This is a genomic window from Siccibacter turicensis LMG 23730, from assembly GCF_000463155.2.
GTDB classification, from domain to species: domain Bacteria; phylum Pseudomonadota; class Gammaproteobacteria; order Enterobacterales; family Enterobacteriaceae; genus Siccibacter; species Siccibacter turicensis.
Genome location: NZ_AWFZ01000048.1, coordinates 226,116 through 242,946 on the forward strand (window position 1 = coordinate 226,116; position 16,831 = coordinate 242,946).

A 16,831-nucleotide genomic window follows, 5' to 3' on the forward strand; every position below is an offset into this window, starting at 1 on the left:
GGGGTAAGGTGGAACAATGAGAAACGTAAGACCCGGTCGGGTAGCGCTGATGGTCGTGGCGCTGCTGGGGATGACGGGTGGGCTAAGCCCGTACGCGTCTGGCGTCGATAACCTCGACTGGCAGGCACCACCGGGAGAGCAGCTACAGGCACAGCTCTCAATAAAGGAGGCGATCCTGCGCGCCTTCGCACGTAATCCAAAAATCGCCCAGGCCTCGGCGCAGATTCAGGTCGGGCATGCCAATCTTGATGAGGCGCAGAGCGCCTGGTTCCCGCAAATTTCCCTCCAGGGTAATGCTGGCCGCAACCACCGTACCGACTCCGCCGGATCGCTCAACAGCAACGCCGCGGGCGGGGTCAATCTCAAACAGCTTATCTACGACTTCGGTAAAACCGGCGGCAGTATCGATGAGCAGGAGAACCTCTCCGAGGCTTATCGCTATCAGCTCTACAGCACCCTCAACGATGTCGGCATGGAGACGCTTCAGGCCTATCTGCAGGTGAAGCGCTATCAGGCGCTGACTGAGGCGGCGAAACGCAACATCGACTCGCTGAAAGCGGTGCAGGAGATGGCAAACCTGCGCGCTGAAGCGGGCTTAAGCTCGCAGTCCGACGTGCTGCAGGCCCAGACCCGTATCGCCGGGATGAACGCCAGCTATGAGCAGTACCGCGCCCAGATGCGCTCCGCCCAGGCATCGCTCAGCGTGCTGACCGGCGTGGTGGCCCAGACGCTGCCGGACCTGCCGGAAGATCTGCTGCGTCAGAACATCTCGCTGAAAACGCTGCCCTACGAGCGCAACAGCGCAGTACGCAGCGCCCAGGCCAAACAGATGGCGGCGGAAGACCGTATCCGTCAGGCGCAGGCGCAGCACCTGCCGACGCTCTCAGTGCAGGCGGGGCGCACCCGCTATCAAAACGACAACAGCAACTACTGGGATGACCAGGTGCAGCTGGTGGTGGACGCGCCGCTCTATCAGGGCGGGGCAGTGAGCGCGCGGGTGGATGCCGCCGAAGGCGATCGGGCCAGCGCCCGCGCCGAGGTGGAAGCCAGCAAGCTCGATATCAACCAGCGCGCTGCCACGGCGTGGGCCGACCTGACCGGGGCGCAGGCGCGTCAGCGGGCAGGGGAGCTGCAGTTTAACAGCGCCGAAAGCGCGCGCGGGGTCTACCGCGACGAATACCGCCTCAGCAAGCGCAGCCTGAACGATTTACTGAGTATTGAACAGGATGTGTTCCAGGCCGACAGCTCGGCGATAACTGCCCGCTACGACGCCTGGGATGCCGCGGTGCGCTATGCCGCCGCCGCCGATAACCTGCTCGACATGTTGGGTATTGAACGTACCCGCGTTACGGGTGATGACCTGCCCGCGCTGTAAGCGTGACACCGGGAAAAGGAGTACGTGATGTCAGAACGTCCGCAGACTGAAAGCTGGATTAGCGCGATGGTCAGGGCGGCGGGGCGCTTTGGTTTGCCCGCCGACGCCCCTGCTGTACGCCAGCAAATGCGCTGGTTTGAAAATTTACCCCTCTCCCAGCGTCTCGATCGCATGAGCGGCCTGATGGGCCTGCAAATGCGCATCGTGCCAAAGGAGAGCGTGCGCTGGAGCGCCCAGTCGCTGCCGGTGATTGTTGAGCTGGAGAGCGGCGGGCTGGTGCTGCTGGAGGCCCTCGACGGCGACGGCGTGGTGAGCTACTGGCTCAGCGAAGGCGGCGATCTGGTGCGCGAAGAGGCGCTGGACACGCTGCTGGAGCGCGTGAAAAACGACGTGGTGATGCTCGGCATCGCCGCGCGCGGGCGCGATGCGCGCATCGATGACTTTACCAAACCCTGGGAGCCGCACTGGTTCTGGCGGCACTTTCGCCATGCCGGCCGCAAGCTGTTTGAGATCTCGCTGGCCTCAATCATTGGCAACGTGCTGGCCCTCGGCGGCATTTTGTTCTCGATGCAGGTCTACGACCGGGTGATACCGGCGCAGTCCTTCCCGACGCTGTGGGTGCTGTTCTTCGGCGTGGTGCTCGCCGCGCTGCTGGAGTTTTTCATTCGCCTGGCGCGCACCCACGTGTCGGACATCATGGGCAAGCACATCGATCTGAACGTCTCGTCGCTGTTTTTTGCCCGGGCAATGGCGATCAAGAACGATGCCCGCCCGAAATCCACCGGATCCTTTATGTCGCAGCTGCGTGAGATCGACCAGGTGCGTGAGCTGCTCACCTCCACCACGGTTGGGGCCGCGATGGACATTCCCTTTGTGCTGCTGTTTCTCGGCATCATGGCGCTGGTAGGGGGCGAACTGGTGGCGATCCCGCTGATCGCCATTCCGCTGATCGTCATCCCCGGCATTCTGGTGCAGTGGCCGATGGCGAAGCTGGCAAAGGAGGGGATGCGCGAGAGCGCCATTCGCAACGCGGTGCTGGTGGAGTCCATCGAGGGCATTGAGGACATCAAAGCCCTGCAGGCAGAACCCTACTTCCAGCGTCAGTGGGAGCACACCCACAGCGTCGGGGCCAGCATTGGCATGAAGCAGCGCGTCTGGGGCGCACGCCTTAGCGGCTGGGCCTCCACGGTTCAGCAGCTCACCTACGCCAGTATGCTGGTGTTCGGCTGCTATCTGGTGATGGACGGGCAGATCACCACCGGTACGCTGGTGGCCTGTAGCCTGCTGTCGTCGCGTACCATCGCGCCGCTGATGCAGTTAACCATGGTCTTCTCCCGCTGGCAGCACGCCAAAACGGCGATGAGCGGACTCAACGAACTGCTCAAAAAGCCGCTCGATACCGACAACCAGAAGAAAATGGCCCACTGCCCGGTGTTGGCCGGGCACTACCAGTGCCAGCAGGTGCAGTACAGCTACGACGAAGAGAAGGGCGATCAGGCGATTCAGATCCCGGCGCTTGAGATCAAACCCGGCGAGCGCGTGGCGATCCTCGGCAAGGTCGGGGCTGGCAAATCAACGCTGCTGCGCCTGCTGGCCGGGCAGTCGATCGCCACCAAGGGCAAAGTGATTATCGACGGCGTCGACCTGGCGCATATCGATCCGCGCGATGTGCGCCGTCAGGTGGGCTTCCTCTCCCAGGATTCGCGTCTGTTCTTCGGCACCCTGCGCCAGAACCTGATGCTGGGCCATCCGAACGCCACCGAAGCCGAACTGCTGCAGGCGCTGCGCATCAGCGGGGCGCTCAGCATGGTGCAGCAGGATGCCGCGAGCCTCGATCGCCTGATTAACGAAGGCGGGCGCGGGCTGTCCGGCGGCCAGCGGCAGATGGTGCTGCTCAGCCGGCTGATCGTGCGTAATCCGCAGATCGTCCTGCTCGACGAACCAACCGCCTCAATGGACGAACAGCTCGAAGCCCAGGTGATTCGCCAGCTGCACCAGTGGCTGACGGGCCGCACGCTGGTGCTGGTGACGCACCGCCCGGCGCTGCTCAATCTGGTGGATCGCATTGTGGTCATGGAGAACGGGAAGGTGATCGCCGACGGTCCACGGGATCAGCTGATCAATCAGGCCCAACGTAACAGCAACGTGGCCTCGGTGGCCTGAAGGAGCGCGCAATGAGTCAACTGACAATGCAGGAGGATCTGGCGCGCCAGGGGCGGTTTTACTCCTCGGTAATCTGGCTGACGCTGGTGGGGCTGGTGGTGTTTTTCGTCTGGGCGTGGTTCGCCACCCTGGATGAGGTAACGGTGGGCACCGGGAAGATTACGCCCTCCACCCACGCGCAGGTGATTGAGAGTCTCGACGGCGGGATCGTGAACGCGCTGATGGTCAACGAAGGGGATATTGTCGAGCGCGGCCAGCTGCTGGCCCGGCTCGATCCTACCCGCTTTGCCTCTAACTTCGGTGAGGCGGCGGCGCGGGTGCGCGCCCTGCGTGCCTCAAGCGAGCGCCTGCGCTCAGAGCTGACCGGCGAGCCGTTGCGCTTTAGCGCCGAGTCGATGCGTGAACCGGATCTGGTGGCCCGCGAACGGCAGCTGTATGAATCCCGCCGCCGCACCCTGAACGAAACCGTCGCCAACCTGCAAAAGACCTGGCAGCTGGTGATGTCGGAGCTGCGCATGACCCAGCCGCTGGTGGCTAAAGGCGCGGCCAGCGAGGTGGAGGTGATTCGCCTGCAGCGCCAGGCGGCGGAGCTGAAGGGGAAAATTGACGAGGCGCGGAACCAGTTTGCGGTGCGTGCCCGCGAGGAGCAGGTAAAGAATAATGCCGATCTCGACGCACAGCTTCAGGTGATGGCGGGTAAAGAGGATCAGGTGACCCGCGCCTCGCTCTACTCGCCGGTGCGCGGCATCGTCAAGGATGTGCAGGTCACAACGGTAGGCGGCGTGGTACAGCCCGGCGGCAAGCTGATGGAGATTGTGCCGCTGGAGGATCAGCTGCTGGTGGAGACGCGCATCAACCCGCGCGATATCGCCTATATTCGGCCCGGTTTGCCAGCGACAGTGAAGGTCACTGCCTACGACTCCTCTATTTATGGCAACCTTGACGGCACGGTCGAGGTGGTGTCGCCGGATACCCTTCAGGATGAGGTGAAGCGCGATCAGTTCTACTACCGCGTTTACGTGCGCACCAAAAAGGCCGAACTGCAGAACCGCGCCGGAAAAACCTTCCCCATTCTGCCGGGGATGGTCGCCAACGTGGAGATTAAGACCGGTCAGAAAACGGTGCTGGATTACCTGATTAAACCGTTGAACAAGGTGAAAGAGGCGCTGCGTGAGCGTTAAAGCAGAGAGTGCGTTGGATAATCTGGGGCGTGCTCATCTGAACGGCGTCCGATGAGATAAAGCAGGAGCAGGGCGGGTACGCGTGGCATACCCGCCTTGTGGCGCAGGCTTAGCGCCCGGCGTTTTTCATAATGCGGGCTTTATCGAGCTGCCACTCGCGCTCTTTGAGATCCGAGCGTTTGTCGTGCTGTTTCTTACCCTTCGCCACGCCGATTTTGACCTTGCACCAGGCGTTTTTCCAGTACAGCGACAGCGCTACCACGGTGTAGCCGTCGCGCTTGACCAGACCGTAGAGGTTATCCAGCTCGCGCTGGTTCAGCAGCAGCTTACGTGAACGGGTAGGGTCGCACACCACATGGGTGGACGCGACGTTGAGCGGCGTGAAGTTGGACCCAAACAGATAAGCCTCGCCCTCAATCAGAGTGACGTAGCTATCGCTGATGTTCGCCTTTCCGGCGCGCAGGGATTTAACCTCCCATCCTTGCAGGGCAAGACCCGCTTCAAACTCTTCTTCGATAAAGTATTCATGGCGAGCGCGCTTGTTGAGCGCGATGGTGGCTGAGCCTGATTTGTTTGCTTTTTTCTTCGTCATAATGGCGCTCAGTATACGTAATTCGGTCGTTCAAAGACACCCCATCCGATGGGATGGAAAGGGTTATCTTAGCATGACTTCCGGCTTAGCGTTTTTCTTTAGTCGATGATAAATGTTATTATTTATACGTCCCATGAATCCCAGGAAATGCTATGCCGCAGATTAGTCGAACTGCTTTAGTGCCCTACAGCGCCGAGCAGATGTATCAGTTAGTGAACGACGTGAAGTCCTACCCGGAGTTCATCCCCGGCTGTGTAGGAAGCCGCGTGCTGGAATCCAGCCCCAACCAGATGACCGCTGCGGTGGAAGTCTCAAAGGCGGGGATCAGCAAGACGTTCACAACCCGGAATACGCTAACCAGCAATCAAAGCATTTTGATGCATCTGGTTGATGGCCCCTTCAAAAAACTGATGGGCGGCTGGAAATTTACGCCGCTCAGCCCGGACGCCTGCCGTATTGAGTTCCAGCTTGATTTTGAGTTTACCAACAAGCTTATCGAACTGGCGTTTGGCCGCATCTTCAAAGAGCTGGCGGCGAATATGGTGAACGCGTTCACCGTCAGGGCGAAAGAGGTCTACAGTGCCGGCTGATATCGTGGTGGAAGTGGCCTACGCGCTGCCTGAAAAGCAGTATCTGCGTAAGGTTACCCTTGCCGAGGGCGCCACGCTTGAGGAGGCGATTGTTGCCTCCGGGCTGCTGGAGCTGCGCCCTGATATCGACCTGAAGAAGAATAAGGTGGGCATATACAGCCGACCGGCCAAACTGCATGACGAAGTGCATGACGGCGACCGCGTAGAGATCTACCGCCCGCTGATTGCCGACCCGAAAGAGCTGCGTCGGCAGCGCGCGGAGCGGGCGGCGAAAAAGCCTTAGTTACGGCGATAGCCCGTGTTCAGGGCTGGCAGTGAGGAACTTACCGCGGTTCGCCATGCATTTCGCCCATAAAAAATTCTCCACGCATTTGCCAATAAAAAAGGTGCCAGAAGGCACCTTTTTTTGATCCTGACCGGCTTACTGCCGGGAGAGCTGCGGCTTGTTGTCGATGTTGGTCAGCACACCGCTGCTGTTGAAGGTGAGGGTCAGCGTCTGCTGCGTTACGCCTTCATGGCCTGGCTGCTGGCGGAACACATAGAACCAGGTGTTGGTTCCGAACGGGTCGGACATCATCGGGGTACCCAGAGCGTAAGCAACCTGCTGTTGGGTCATGCCCACACGCACTTTGGACACGTCGGTAGGTGCCAGGTAGTTGCCCTGGTTAATGTCGGGGCGGTAAACCACTCGCTCCAGAGTGGAACAGCCAGCGGTTAACATCAGAAGAACCGCTGCGACAGCAGTCAGCGTTTTACAGCGCATAGTGATTTGATTCCTTTTGGGGCCCGAACAGAACGCGGCGCATTCGTAATCGTAATATACCGATGATAATAAACCTTCAGGCAGTTTGAAACCTAAGCCGCTCCACTATGACCCTGTTAGTCGAAAAAAGTTGAGCAAATTTGTGCCCATATGACATTTATTCGACCTGACCGCTCTATTTTTGTACGGGTTGCGGGTGGGGCGCCCCACCCGTTCCGTCGGGACTTAACAATTATGCCGCCAACAGCTCTTTGGCGTTGGCGAGCGTATTACGCGTCACTTCACTGCCGCCCAGCAGGCGTGCCAGCTCCTGCAGGCGCGCTCGTTTGTCGAGCGGCTGCATATGGGTTTCGGTCATTGCGCCATCGGTTTCTTTGCTGACGAAGAAGTGCTGATGACCACAGCCCGCTACCTGCGGCAGGTGCGTCACGCACATGACCTGAGTCGATTCGCCCAGCTGGCGCAGCAGGCGGCCCACCACGGCGGCGGTCGGCCCGCTGATCCCCACGTCCACTTCATCGAAGATAAGCGCCGGGGTTTCCATTTTACGGGCGGTAATCACCTGAATCGCCAGCGCGATACGGGAAAGCTCACCGCCGGAGGCAACTTTAGAGAGCGCCTGAAGCGGCTGCCCCGGGTTGGTGCTGACGCGGAAATCGATACGGTCAGCGCCTTCCGCCGTGAGGTGATGCTCGTCAAACTCAACCTGAATCAGCAGCTGACCATGCGGCATGGAGAGCGAATGGATGCTGTCGGTGATGAGTTCGCTCAGCTCCGCGGCGTATTTCACGCGGGCGGCATGCAGCTGACCGGCAATCGCCAGCGCCTGCTGATGCTGAACCGACACCGCCTGGGTTAAGGCTTCCAGCGTGTCAGATTGATTATCCATCTGCTGCTGCTCATCGAGCAGCGCGGCGTGGAAGGCCGGCAGCGCTTCCGGAGCAATATGGTGTTTACGGGCCAGGGTAATCTGGCGTGACAGGCGCTGTTCCAGCTCATAGAGGCGGTTAGGGTCGAGATCAAGACGCTCACAGTAGTGACGCAGCTCATCGCTCGCTTCGCTGATCTGAATAGCCGCTTCCTCAAGCATGGTCAGGACGCCTGAAAGTTTGTCGTCCATGCCGACAAGCTCGGTCACCAGGTTGCGTACGCTGTAGAGCTGGCTCTGCACGTTGCTGTCTTCCCCATCGGCCAGCGCGTTAAGCGCCTGCTGGCTGGTGGACAGCAGCTGGCCGCTGTTCGCCAGGCGCTTATACTCCTCGTCGATCTGCTCAAACTCGCCCGGCAGCGGGTTGAATTCGTTCAGTTCTTTTAACTGGTAGGCAAGCAGTTCCGCGCGGGCGGCGCGCTCCTGGCTGAGCTGCTGATGCTGTGCCAGTGCGCGGCAGCTCTGGTGCCATTCGCGGTAGGCGGCGGCCATTTGCTGAGTAAGCGTGTGCTCACCAGCATAGCCGTCGAGCAGGGCTTTTTGATGGTCGGGCTTAAGCAGCAACTGATGGGCGTGCTGGCCGTGGATCTGGATCAGCAACTGACCCAGTTCGCGCAGCTGGGACAGGGGCACGGCGGTGCCGTTGATGAACCCGCGTGAGCGACCATCGCTGCTGATAACGCGGCGAAGTAAGCATTCACGTCCGTCATCCAGCTGATTCTGTTCAAGCCAGCGCAGGGCGGCAGGCGTGTCTTTCAGGGAAAAGCGGGCGCAGAGATCGGCACGCCCGGCGCCGGGACGCACCATGTCGGCGTCGGCACGACCACCCAGGCACAGGCCGAGTGCATCAATCGCAATAGATTTACCCGCACCGGTTTCACCGGTGATGGCTGTCATCCCGGCGTGAAAATCGACTTCAAGCTCGCGAACGATAGCGAAATTGCTGATGGTCAGTTGTGCCAGCATAGCCGTCTTCCTGTATAAACTAACATGACTGTATTTTCGTACAGTATAATCTGGTTTTTTATACAGTAAAGCGGCTTCGCACGAAATCAGAACAATTTTTTCGACCAGCCAAGCTTTGAGCTTAACGTATTGAAATAATTATAATCTTTCGGGTGGATAAGATTGAGATGGTAGTCGCAGCGGCGGATGAGAACGTCTTCGCCCTCCTGGATGGGGAGCGCAATCTGGCTGTCGCAGCTTATCTCAAGGTCGCTGCGGCGGTGTGAAAAGCGCAGGCGAATGGTGCTGCTGCTGTTAATCACCAGCGGGCGCGCGGACAGGGTATGCGGAAACATCGGCACCAGGGTAATGGCATCCAGCGACGGGGTGAGGATCGGGCCGCCGGCCGACAGCGAATACGCGGTGGAGCCGGTTGGCGTGGAGATGATCAGGCCGTCTGAGCGCTGGGAAAAGGCGAATTTCTCGTCAATATAGACTTCAAATTCAATCATGTGCGCCACTTTTCCCGGGTGCAGCACCACTTCATTAATGGCGGTGCTGATGCGGGTCTGGCAATCCTGCTGACACACCTGCGCTTCCAGTAAAAAACGCTGCTCGGCGATGTAGTGCCCTTCCAGCACGTCGGCAAGCTGCTGCTGGGCGTTATCCGGGTCGAGATCCGTCAGAAAGCCGAGGTTGCCGCGGTTGATGCCGATGACTTTGATATCGTAGCGGGCCAGGGTGCGCGCCGCGCCCAGCATGTTGCCGTCACCGCCAACCACCACCGCCAGATCGGCGTGCTGACCAATTTCTGCCAGGGTTCCGGTTTTAACCTGCTTTAATTTAAGTTCATGGGCAATTTGCTGCTCGACGATGACGTCATACCCCTGATCATGGAGCCAGCGCCAGAGCATTTCATGTGTGGTGAGCGCGGTAGGGTGGCGTGGATGACCGACGATACCGATACACTTGAAATGATTATTCATTTTCCTGGTGGTCCTTGTGCAGATTGATGTAGGCAAAACGTCAGCTTCCCTTGAATCCCGGAAACTGATCCCCATAATAATCCAGGTCAGCGAGATGAATGCGAAAAAACGCGGAGAATTTCATGAGTAGTAAAGAACAGAAAACGCCTGAGGGGCAAGCCCCGGAAGAAATCATTAAGGATCAGCCGGAAACGTCAGAAGCCATTGAAGCTGTCGAGTCCGATGCACAGGTGGATCCGCGCGATGAGCAGATTGCCGTGCTTGAAGCGCAGCTTGCCGAAGCGCAGAACCGTGAGCGCGATGGCGTGCTGCGTATCAAAGCGGAGATGGAAAACCTGCGTCGCCGCACCGAGCAGGACATCGAAAAGGCGCACAAGTTTGCCCTTGAGAAGTTCGTCAACGAACTGCTGCCGGTGATCGATAGCCTCGATCGTGCGCTGGAAGTGGCGGACAAGTCCAACGCGGAGATGGCACCGATGGTGGAAGGGATCGAACTGACCCTGAAGTCGATGCTGGACGTGGTGCGTAAGTTCGGTGTGGAAGTCATCGATGAAACCAACGTGGCGCTCGATCCGAACGTGCATCAGGCTATCGCGATGGTGGAGTCTGAAGAGGTTGCGCCAAACCACGTGCTTGGCGTGATGCAAAAAGGCTACACCCTCAACGGCCGTACCATTCGCGCCGCGATGGTGACGGTCGCAAAAGCGAAGGCGTAAGCGCCTCGCGTTCCCCTCTCCTGCGGGAGAGGGGAGTACTCACTCCGCTACGCTCTCGCGCAGCGACGTCACCGGCATAACCTTCACCTGCTTAATCATATTGTCCTGCACGTCGAGAATATCGATGTCGTACTGGTTGATGCGCACCCGCGCGCCGGCCTGCGGAAACTCCTCTAACGCCTCCAGCAGCATCCCGTTCACCGTACGCGCGTCGTCCTCCGGCAGATGCCAGTTAAAGGCTTTATTGATTTCACGAATATTCGCCGTGCCTTCAATCAGCACCGAACCATCATTCTGCGGCACCACTTCCTCCGCCAGCCCCGGCGACATTGAGGTGGTGAAATCGCCGACGATCTCTTCGAGAATGTCCTCTACGGTTACCAGTCCCTGAATATCGCCATACTCGTTGACCACCAGCCCGACTTTTTTCTTATTGCGCTGGAATTTCACCAGCTGCACGCTGAGCGGCGTCCCTTCCGGGATGTAATAAATTTCATCCGCGGCGCGCAGCATGGTCTCTTTCGCGAACTCGTTTCGCTCGGTCATCAGGCGCCAGGCCTCGCGCATGCGCAGCATACCGATCGCATCATTCAGTGAATCGCGGTACAGCACGATGCGTCCGTGCGGCGAGTGGGTAAGCTGACGCACGATGGATTTCCAGTCGTCGTTGATATCAATCCCGACAATCTCGTTGCGTGGCACCATGATGTCGTTAACGCTGACCTTTTCCAGATCGAGCACCGATAGCAGCATGTCCTGATTGCGCCGTGAAATTTTCGAGCGCGACTCGTTCACCAGCGTGCGCAGTTCGTCCTGGCTTAGGGCGGTGCTAACCACGTTGTCCACTTTAATGCCGCCAAGCCGCATCAGCAGGCGCGTCACAGTATTGAGCAGCCAGACCAGCGGCATCATCAGAATTTGCAGCGGGCCGAGCAGGACGCTGCTGGGGAAGGCGACCTTTTCCGGATAGAGCGCGGCGATGGTTTTCGGCAGTACTTCCGCAAACACCAGCACCACAAAGGTGAGGATACCGGTGGCGATGGCGACGCCGGCATTGCCGTAGAGCCGCATGCCCACGATGGTGGCGATAGCGGAGGCGAGAATATTGACGAGGTTGTTGCCGATCAGAACCAGGCTGATAAGGCGATCCGGCTTACGCAGCAGCTTTTCGACGCGACGGGCGGCGCGGTTGCCCTGTTTCGCCATATGGCGCAGTCGATAGCGGTTGAGGGTCATCATGCCGGTTTCGGAACCGGAGAAGTAAGCCGAGACCACCACCATGACGATCAGCGAGATAATCAGCGTGGTGGTTGAGATGTGTTCCAAAAGTGCGTCCTGTGAAGAGTGAGGGCTAGCGAATAACGTCCTGAATGATGCGGCTGCCAAAATAGGCCAGCGTCAGTAGCAGGGCTCCTGCGACGTTGAACCAGACCACCCGGCGGCCGCGCCAGCCTTCATGATAGTGGCCCCAGAGCAGAACAATATAGACAAACCAGGCGATGATGGAGAGCACGGCCTTGTCGATATTTTCTGAACTGAACAGATTATGCATGTAGAACAGCCCGGTGCAGAGCGTCAGGGTCAGCAATACCACACCGACCTGCGTAATGTGGAACATTTTGCGCTCTATACCCATCAGCGGCGGCATTTCGCTGGTAAACATCAGCCGCTTGTTTTTGAGCTGATAGTCAATCCACGCCAGCTGCAGAGCATACAGTGCGGCGATGATCAGCGTGGCGTAGGAGAATAGCGACAGCCCGATATGCACCATCATGCCCGGGGCGTTTTCCAGATGCGTGATGTACTCATTCGGCACAAACGCGGCGAGGGCGAGGTTAATCAGGGCAAACGAGTAGACGATAGGCAGCAGCAGCCAGCCGCGATTGTGCGACGCGACGAAGGTCATCACGGCGCATATCATCAGGCTCACCAGCGAGCCGACGTTCAGCAGGCTCAGGTTCTGGCCGCTGTCGTTGTCCGGGAAGATACGGGCTTCCAGCGCCACGCCGTGACAGATAAGCGCAATAACCGCCGACAGGATTGCCATACGGCGCCATGAACTGTTCTTTGTCAGCAGGCCGGGGACGATCAGCGCCAGGCTGATGGAGTAGGCAACGAGCGCGAGCAGTGCAAAAACAGGCATAGTGTAGTGTCGATGGTTGGCAATTGAGAAAGAGAAGCAGTATAGCGCCAGGCGCGGCGTGCTCCAACCGTTGCTTACATCGCATAACAGCGGCTTCATGTTATACTCCGGCCCATTATTCTCCAGATGTCGCTGCGGCGGCCTTAAGTGACAACCTCAGGCAAAGACACCATGTTTGATAATTTAACCGATCGTTTGTCGCGCTCGCTGCGCAACATCAGCGGCCGCGGGCGCTTAACCGAAGACAACATCAAAGAGACGCTGCGCGAAGTGCGCATGGCGCTGCTCGAAGCGGACGTTGCGCTGCCGGTCGTGCGTGATTTCATCAACCGCGTAAAAGAGAAAGCGGTTGGTCATGAAGTGAATAAAAGCCTGACGCCAGGTCAGGAGTTCGTCAAAATCGTGCGCAGCGAGCTGGTCAGCGCGATGGGTGAGGAGAACCAGAGCCTCAACCTGGCCGCACAGCCGCCGGCCGTGGTGCTGATGGCGGGCCTGCAGGGTGCCGGTAAAACCACCAGCGTCGGTAAGCTGGGTAAGTTCCTGCGCGAGAAGCACAAGAAAAAAGTCATGGTGGTGTCGGCGGACGTTTACCGCCCGGCGGCCATCAAGCAGCTGGAAACCCTGGCGCAGCAGGTGGGGGTCGATTTCTTCCCGTCTGACGTTGGCCAGAAGCCGATCGACATCGTTAACGCGGCGCTGAAAGAAGCGAAGCTGAAGTTCTACGACGTGCTGCTGGTGGATACCGCCGGTCGTCTGCACGTAGACGAAGCGATGATGGACGAGATCAAACAGGTTCATGCCGCGATTAAGCCGGTAGAAACCCTGTTTGTGGTTGACGCCATGACCGGTCAGGACGCCGCGAATACCGCGAAAGCCTTCAACGAAGCGCTGCCGCTGACCGGCGTGGTGCTGACCAAAGTGGACGGCGACGCCCGCGGCGGTGCGGCGCTCTCGATTCGCAACATCACCGGCAAGCCGATTAAATTCCTCGGCGTCGGCGAGAAAACCGAGGCGCTGGAGCCGTTCCACCCGGATCGTATCGCGTCGCGTATTCTCGGCATGGGCGACGTGCTGTCGCTCATCGAAGATATCGAAAGCAAGGTTGACCGCGCGCAGGCTGAAAAGCTGGCGACCAAGCTGAAAAAAGGTGACGGCTTCGACCTCAATGACTTCCTTGATCAGCTCAAGCAGATGAAAAACATGGGCGGCATGGCGAGCCTGATGGGCAAGCTGCCGGGCATGGGGCAGATCCCGGACAACGTCAAATCCCAGATGGATGACAAAGTGCTGGTGCGCATGGAAGCGATCATCAACTCCATGACCCTGAAAGAGCGCGCGAAGCCGGAAATCATCAAAGGCTCCCGCAAACGCCGCATCGCCATGGGCTGCGGTATGCAGGTGCAGGACGTTAACCGCCTTCTGAAACAGTTCGACGACATGCAGCGCATGATGAAGAAGATGAAGAAGGGCGGGATGGCGAAGATGATGCGTGGGATGAAAGGGATGATGCCGCCAGGCTTCCCTGGCCGCTAAACAGAGAAAAATCAGGCTATCTTATTTGCCATTTTCGCCCCGGGGTGTGCTCGGAATGCTCACGTACTACGTGTACGCTCCGCTTCCTGCGCGCACGCCGTGACGAAACTGGCTGCAACGATAGACGCCTGATTGTCCTCTGTTGCTATATGTAGATTGCTTTTTCCCCAGAAATCAGTAAAATTTTCGGGCTTTTAATATGACACCGGGCTCCGTTCCTCGATGGGGCCCGGTGTTTTATTCACACAAGAGGATGTTATGGTAACTATTCGTTTAGCTCGTCACGGCGCTAAAAAGCGTCCGTTCTACCAGGTTGTCGTTACTGATAGCCGTAATGCACGCAACGGTCGCTTCATTGAGCGCGTTGGCTTCTTTAACCCGCTGGCAAACGAGAAAGAAGAAGGCACCCGCCTGGATCTGGATCGTATCGCTCACTGGGTTGGCCAGGGCGCAACTATCTCCGATCGCGTTGCAACGCTGATCAAAGCAGCACAGAAAGCAGCTTAATCTGTCACGGTGGTCATGATGAGCAAGCAACTCGCCGCGCAGGTTCCTGTTGACCCAATCGTATTGGGAAAAATGGGCTCCACCTACGGTATCCGTGGTTGGCTCAGAGTGTTTTCCTCCACTGAAGACGCCGAAAGCATTTTTGATTACCAGCCCTGGTTTATCCAGAAGGCCGGTAAGTGGGAAACCGTCGAGCTGGAAAGCTGGCGTCACCACAATCAGGACATCGTTATCAAGCTGAAAGGCATTGATGACCGTGATGCCGCGAATCAGCTTAATAATTGCGAAATTATGGTTGATTCCTCGCAGTTGCCGGACCTGGACGCGGGCGACTACTACTGGAAAGACCTTATCGGTTGCCAGGTAGTCACAACGGAAGGGTACAGCCTCGGTAAAGTCGTCGATATGATGGAAACCGGGTCGAATGACGTTCTCGTCATCAAGGCAAACCTGAAAGATGCGTTTGGTATCAAGGAGCGGCTGGTTCCGTTCCTCGATGGGCAGGTTATCAAGAAAGTCGATCTCGCTACTCAAACCATTGAAGTAGATTGGGATCCTGGTTTTTGAACCTCCGGATAATACGGTAAGAAACGGCACTATGTGGATTGGCATAATCAGCCTGTTTCCTGAGATGTTCCGCGCAATTACCGATTACGGGGTAACTGGCCGGGCAGTTAAAAATGGCCTGCTAAGCATCCAGAGCTGGAGTCCTCGCGATTTCGCTCACGATCGGCACCGTACCGTGGACGAACGTCCTTACGGCGGCGGACCGGGGATGCTGATGATGGTGCAACCTTTACGGGATGCCATTCATGCAGCGAAAGCCGCTGCTGGCGAAGGCGCGAAGGTGGTCTATCTTTCACCTCAGGGACGCAAGCTTGATCAAGCGGGCGTCAGTGAACTGGCGGCACATCAGAAGTTAATTCTGGTCTGCGGCCGTTACGAAGGGATAGATGAGCGCGTAATCCAAACCGAAATTGACGAAGAATGGTCAATCGGCGATTACGTACTCAGCGGTGGTGAGCTACCGGCAATGACGCTGATTGACTCGGTTTCCCGGTTTATTCCGGGCGTACTGGGCCACGAAGCTTCCGCAACCGAAGATTCGTTTGCGGATGGATTGCTCGATTGTCCTCACTATACCCGTCCTGAAGTGTTAGAGGGGATGGAAGTACCGGCGGTGTTGTTGTCGGGCAACCATGCTGAGATTCGCCGCTGGCGTCTGAAACAGCAACTGGGCCGAACCTGGCTTAGAAGACCTGAACTTCTGGAAAACCTGGCTCTGACTGAAGAGCAAGCAAAGTTGCTGGCGGAGTTCAAAAAAGAACACGCACAACAGCAACATAAACATGACGGGCAAGCGTAGAACGCGCCCGATAATCAGTTTACCCAGGATAAGAGATTAAATTATGAGCAACATTATCAAGCAAATTGAACAAGAGCAGATGAAGCAGGACGTACCTTCCTTCCGTCCGGGTGATACCGTGGAAGTGAAAGTATGGGTTGTTGAAGGTTCCAAAAAACGTCTGCAGGCATTCGAGGGCGTGGTTATCGCTATTCGTAACCGCGGTCTGCACTCTGCATTCACTGTTCGCAAAATCTCCAACGGCGAAGGCGTTGAGCGTGTCTTCCAGACTCACTCTCCGGTAGTTGACAGCATTGCTGTTAAACGTCGTGGTGCTGTACGTAAAGCTAAACTGTACTACCTGCGTGAGCGCACCGGTAAGTCTGCTCGTATCAAAGAGCGTCTTAACTAAGATTCGCTTTCGCGACATCCCAATGAAAAAGCCTGGCATTTGCCAGGCTTTTTTTATGCTCGGGCTTCTGGTTCGCCGGTAAAGCCCAGTGTAAAAAACGCCGTCCGCGTTCAATCCGCCATAACCCTGCGCCAACAAATCCGTTACAATGCCGACACGCCTTCTTTTCCGGATCGGTAAGACACCATGACGCCGCGTAAATCGACACTCAAAGCAGCACGGCTGGCGCTTTTCGCCATGCTGCTTATCGTGTTCGCGCCGCTGGTGTCCATAACGCTTCAGCTGGCCTCCCACTCCCCGGTGCAGATGATGCACCACGATATGCCCGGCATGATGATGCCGGAGCAGCACGTGCATCATGAGGGCATGGGCCATCACGCCACGCAGCAGCCAACGCTCAGTCAGCAGCATCAGGATGCCCTGATGCTGATGGAGCACGCGGGAGCCTGCGGATATTGCGTGCTGCTTACCCATATGCCAGGTCTGCTGACGCTGGCGGTCGTGATGCTGGGCGGCTCGCTGCGGCTACAGCGCATCGCGCCCGTGGCGCCGACCCTCTCGATCTGGCTGTTCATTCCCTGGCTTTATCCTCATACCCGCGCGCCGCCGCGTCCGTCTGCTTTTTCACTCTGCTAACCCCTAAAATCGTTGC

The 16,831-nt window shown here is 57.9% G+C and carries 18 protein-coding genes; 12 read left to right on the top strand and 6 right to left on the bottom strand.

Going from position 1 to position 16,831, the window contains the following annotated elements; all coding sequences use genetic code 11:
• Positions 1 to 70 precede the first annotated feature (70 nt).
• From DW58_RS15775 to DW58_RS15785, 3 genes are read left to right on the top strand one after another with little or no spacing between them, the layout of a single operon-like run.
• Positions 71 to 1,375, top strand: a complete 1,305-nt coding sequence (locus DW58_RS15775) for a TolC family outer membrane protein (protein ID WP_051195595.1) — start codon at positions 71 to 73, stop codon at positions 1,373 to 1,375.
• A gap of 27 nt (positions 1,376 to 1,402) precedes the next feature.
• Positions 1,403 to 3,538 carry a type I secretion system permease/ATPase gene (locus DW58_RS15780; RefSeq protein ID WP_024562472.1) on the top strand — a complete coding sequence of 712 codons (2,136 nt, stop codon included), beginning with the start codon at positions 1,403 to 1,405 and terminating at the stop codon, positions 3,536 to 3,538.
• A gap of 11 nt (positions 3,539 to 3,549) precedes the next feature.
• A complete protein-coding gene (locus DW58_RS15785) occupies positions 3,550 to 4,719 on the top strand; it encodes an HlyD family efflux transporter periplasmic adaptor subunit (RefSeq protein ID WP_024550732.1) in 1,170 nt (389 codons plus the stop codon).
• 109 nt (positions 4,720 to 4,828) lie between these two features.
• Here DW58_RS15785 and smpB read toward each other — a convergent pair whose 3' ends face one another.
• Positions 4,829 to 5,311, bottom strand: a complete 483-nt coding sequence (gene smpB, locus DW58_RS15790) for an SsrA-binding protein SmpB (protein WP_024550733.1) — start codon at positions 5,309 to 5,311, stop codon at positions 4,829 to 4,831.
• A gap of 152 nt (positions 5,312 to 5,463) precedes the next feature.
• Here smpB and DW58_RS15795 point away from each other — a divergent pair, with 152 nt between their 5' ends.
• On the top strand, positions 5,464 to 5,901 hold the full coding sequence (locus DW58_RS15795; protein ID WP_024550734.1) for a type II toxin-antitoxin system RatA family toxin: 438 nt from the start codon (positions 5,464 to 5,466) through the stop codon (positions 5,899 to 5,901).
• Complete coding sequence (locus DW58_RS15800; protein ID WP_024550735.1) at positions 5,891 to 6,184, top strand: RnfH family protein; 294 nt, start codon at positions 5,891 to 5,893, stop codon at positions 6,182 to 6,184. Before DW58_RS15795 ends, DW58_RS15800 begins: the two co-directional genes overlap by 11 nt.
• Before the next feature lie 138 nt (positions 6,185 to 6,322).
• On the opposite strand, the gene bamE is transcribed toward DW58_RS15800, so the two are convergent.
• The 3 genes from bamE to nadK form a co-directional block, all read right to left on the bottom strand.
• Positions 6,323 to 6,664, bottom strand: coding sequence for an outer membrane protein assembly factor BamE (gene bamE / locus DW58_RS15805; protein WP_024550736.1), 342 nt, complete (start codon positions 6,662 to 6,664; stop codon positions 6,323 to 6,325).
• Between the two features lie 232 nt (positions 6,665 to 6,896).
• On the bottom strand, positions 6,897 to 8,558 hold the full coding sequence (gene recN, locus DW58_RS15810) for a DNA repair protein RecN (protein WP_024549725.1): 1,662 nt from the start codon (positions 8,556 to 8,558) through the stop codon (positions 6,897 to 6,899).
• Positions 8,559 to 8,644: 86 nt separating this feature from the next.
• The gene (gene nadK / locus DW58_RS15815) at positions 8,645 to 9,523 is read right to left on the bottom strand and encodes an NAD(+) kinase (protein WP_024549726.1); all 879 of its coding nucleotides are present in this window, start codon (positions 9,521 to 9,523) and stop codon (positions 8,645 to 8,647) included.
• Positions 9,524 to 9,645: 122 nt separating this feature from the next.
• On the opposite strand from nadK, the gene grpE reads away from it, so the two are divergent.
• Positions 9,646 to 10,239, top strand: coding sequence for a nucleotide exchange factor GrpE (gene grpE / locus DW58_RS15820; RefSeq protein ID WP_024549727.1), 594 nt, complete (start codon positions 9,646 to 9,648; stop codon positions 10,237 to 10,239).
• A gap of 39 nt (positions 10,240 to 10,278) precedes the next feature.
• On the opposite strand, the gene DW58_RS15825 is transcribed toward grpE, so the two are convergent.
• Complete coding sequence (locus DW58_RS15825; protein ID WP_024549728.1) at positions 10,279 to 11,565, bottom strand: HlyC/CorC family transporter; 1,287 nt, start codon at positions 11,563 to 11,565, stop codon at positions 10,279 to 10,281.
• Positions 11,566 to 11,590: 25 nt separating this feature from the next.
• Complete coding sequence (locus tag DW58_RS15830; protein WP_024549729.1) at positions 11,591 to 12,382, bottom strand: cytochrome C assembly family protein; 792 nt, start codon at positions 12,380 to 12,382, stop codon at positions 11,591 to 11,593.
• 171 nt (positions 12,383 to 12,553) lie between these two features.
• Between DW58_RS15830 and ffh the strand changes: the two genes are divergently transcribed.
• The 6 genes from ffh to DW58_RS15860 all read left to right on the top strand — a co-directional run bounded on the left by ffh (position 12,554) and on the right by DW58_RS15860 (position 16,815).
• Positions 12,554 to 13,915: a signal recognition particle protein gene (gene ffh / locus DW58_RS15835; RefSeq protein ID WP_024549730.1), complete on the top strand. Its 1,362-nt coding sequence runs from the start codon at positions 12,554 to 12,556 to the stop codon at positions 13,913 to 13,915.
• 258 nt (positions 13,916 to 14,173) lie between these two features.
• Entirely contained in the window at positions 14,174 to 14,422 is a 249-nt protein-coding gene (gene rpsP, locus DW58_RS15840; protein WP_024549731.1) for a 30S ribosomal protein S16, read from the top strand.
• Positions 14,423 to 14,440: 18 nt separating this feature from the next.
• Complete coding sequence (gene rimM, locus DW58_RS15845; RefSeq protein ID WP_024549732.1) at positions 14,441 to 14,989, top strand: ribosome maturation factor RimM; 549 nt, start codon at positions 14,441 to 14,443, stop codon at positions 14,987 to 14,989.
• A 31-nt stretch (positions 14,990 to 15,020) separates the two neighbouring features.
• Positions 15,021 to 15,788: a tRNA (guanosine(37)-N1)-methyltransferase TrmD gene (gene trmD / locus DW58_RS15850; RefSeq protein WP_024549733.1), complete on the top strand. Its 768-nt coding sequence runs from the start codon at positions 15,021 to 15,023 to the stop codon at positions 15,786 to 15,788.
• A gap of 43 nt (positions 15,789 to 15,831) precedes the next feature.
• Positions 15,832 to 16,179, top strand: coding sequence for a 50S ribosomal protein L19 (gene rplS / locus DW58_RS15855; protein WP_006178051.1), 348 nt, complete (start codon positions 15,832 to 15,834; stop codon positions 16,177 to 16,179).
• A 186-nt stretch (positions 16,180 to 16,365) separates the two neighbouring features.
• Positions 16,366 to 16,815, top strand: a complete 450-nt coding sequence (locus tag DW58_RS15860; protein WP_024549734.1) for a DUF2946 domain-containing protein — start codon at positions 16,366 to 16,368, stop codon at positions 16,813 to 16,815.
• Positions 16,816 to 16,831: the final 16 nt, after the last annotated feature.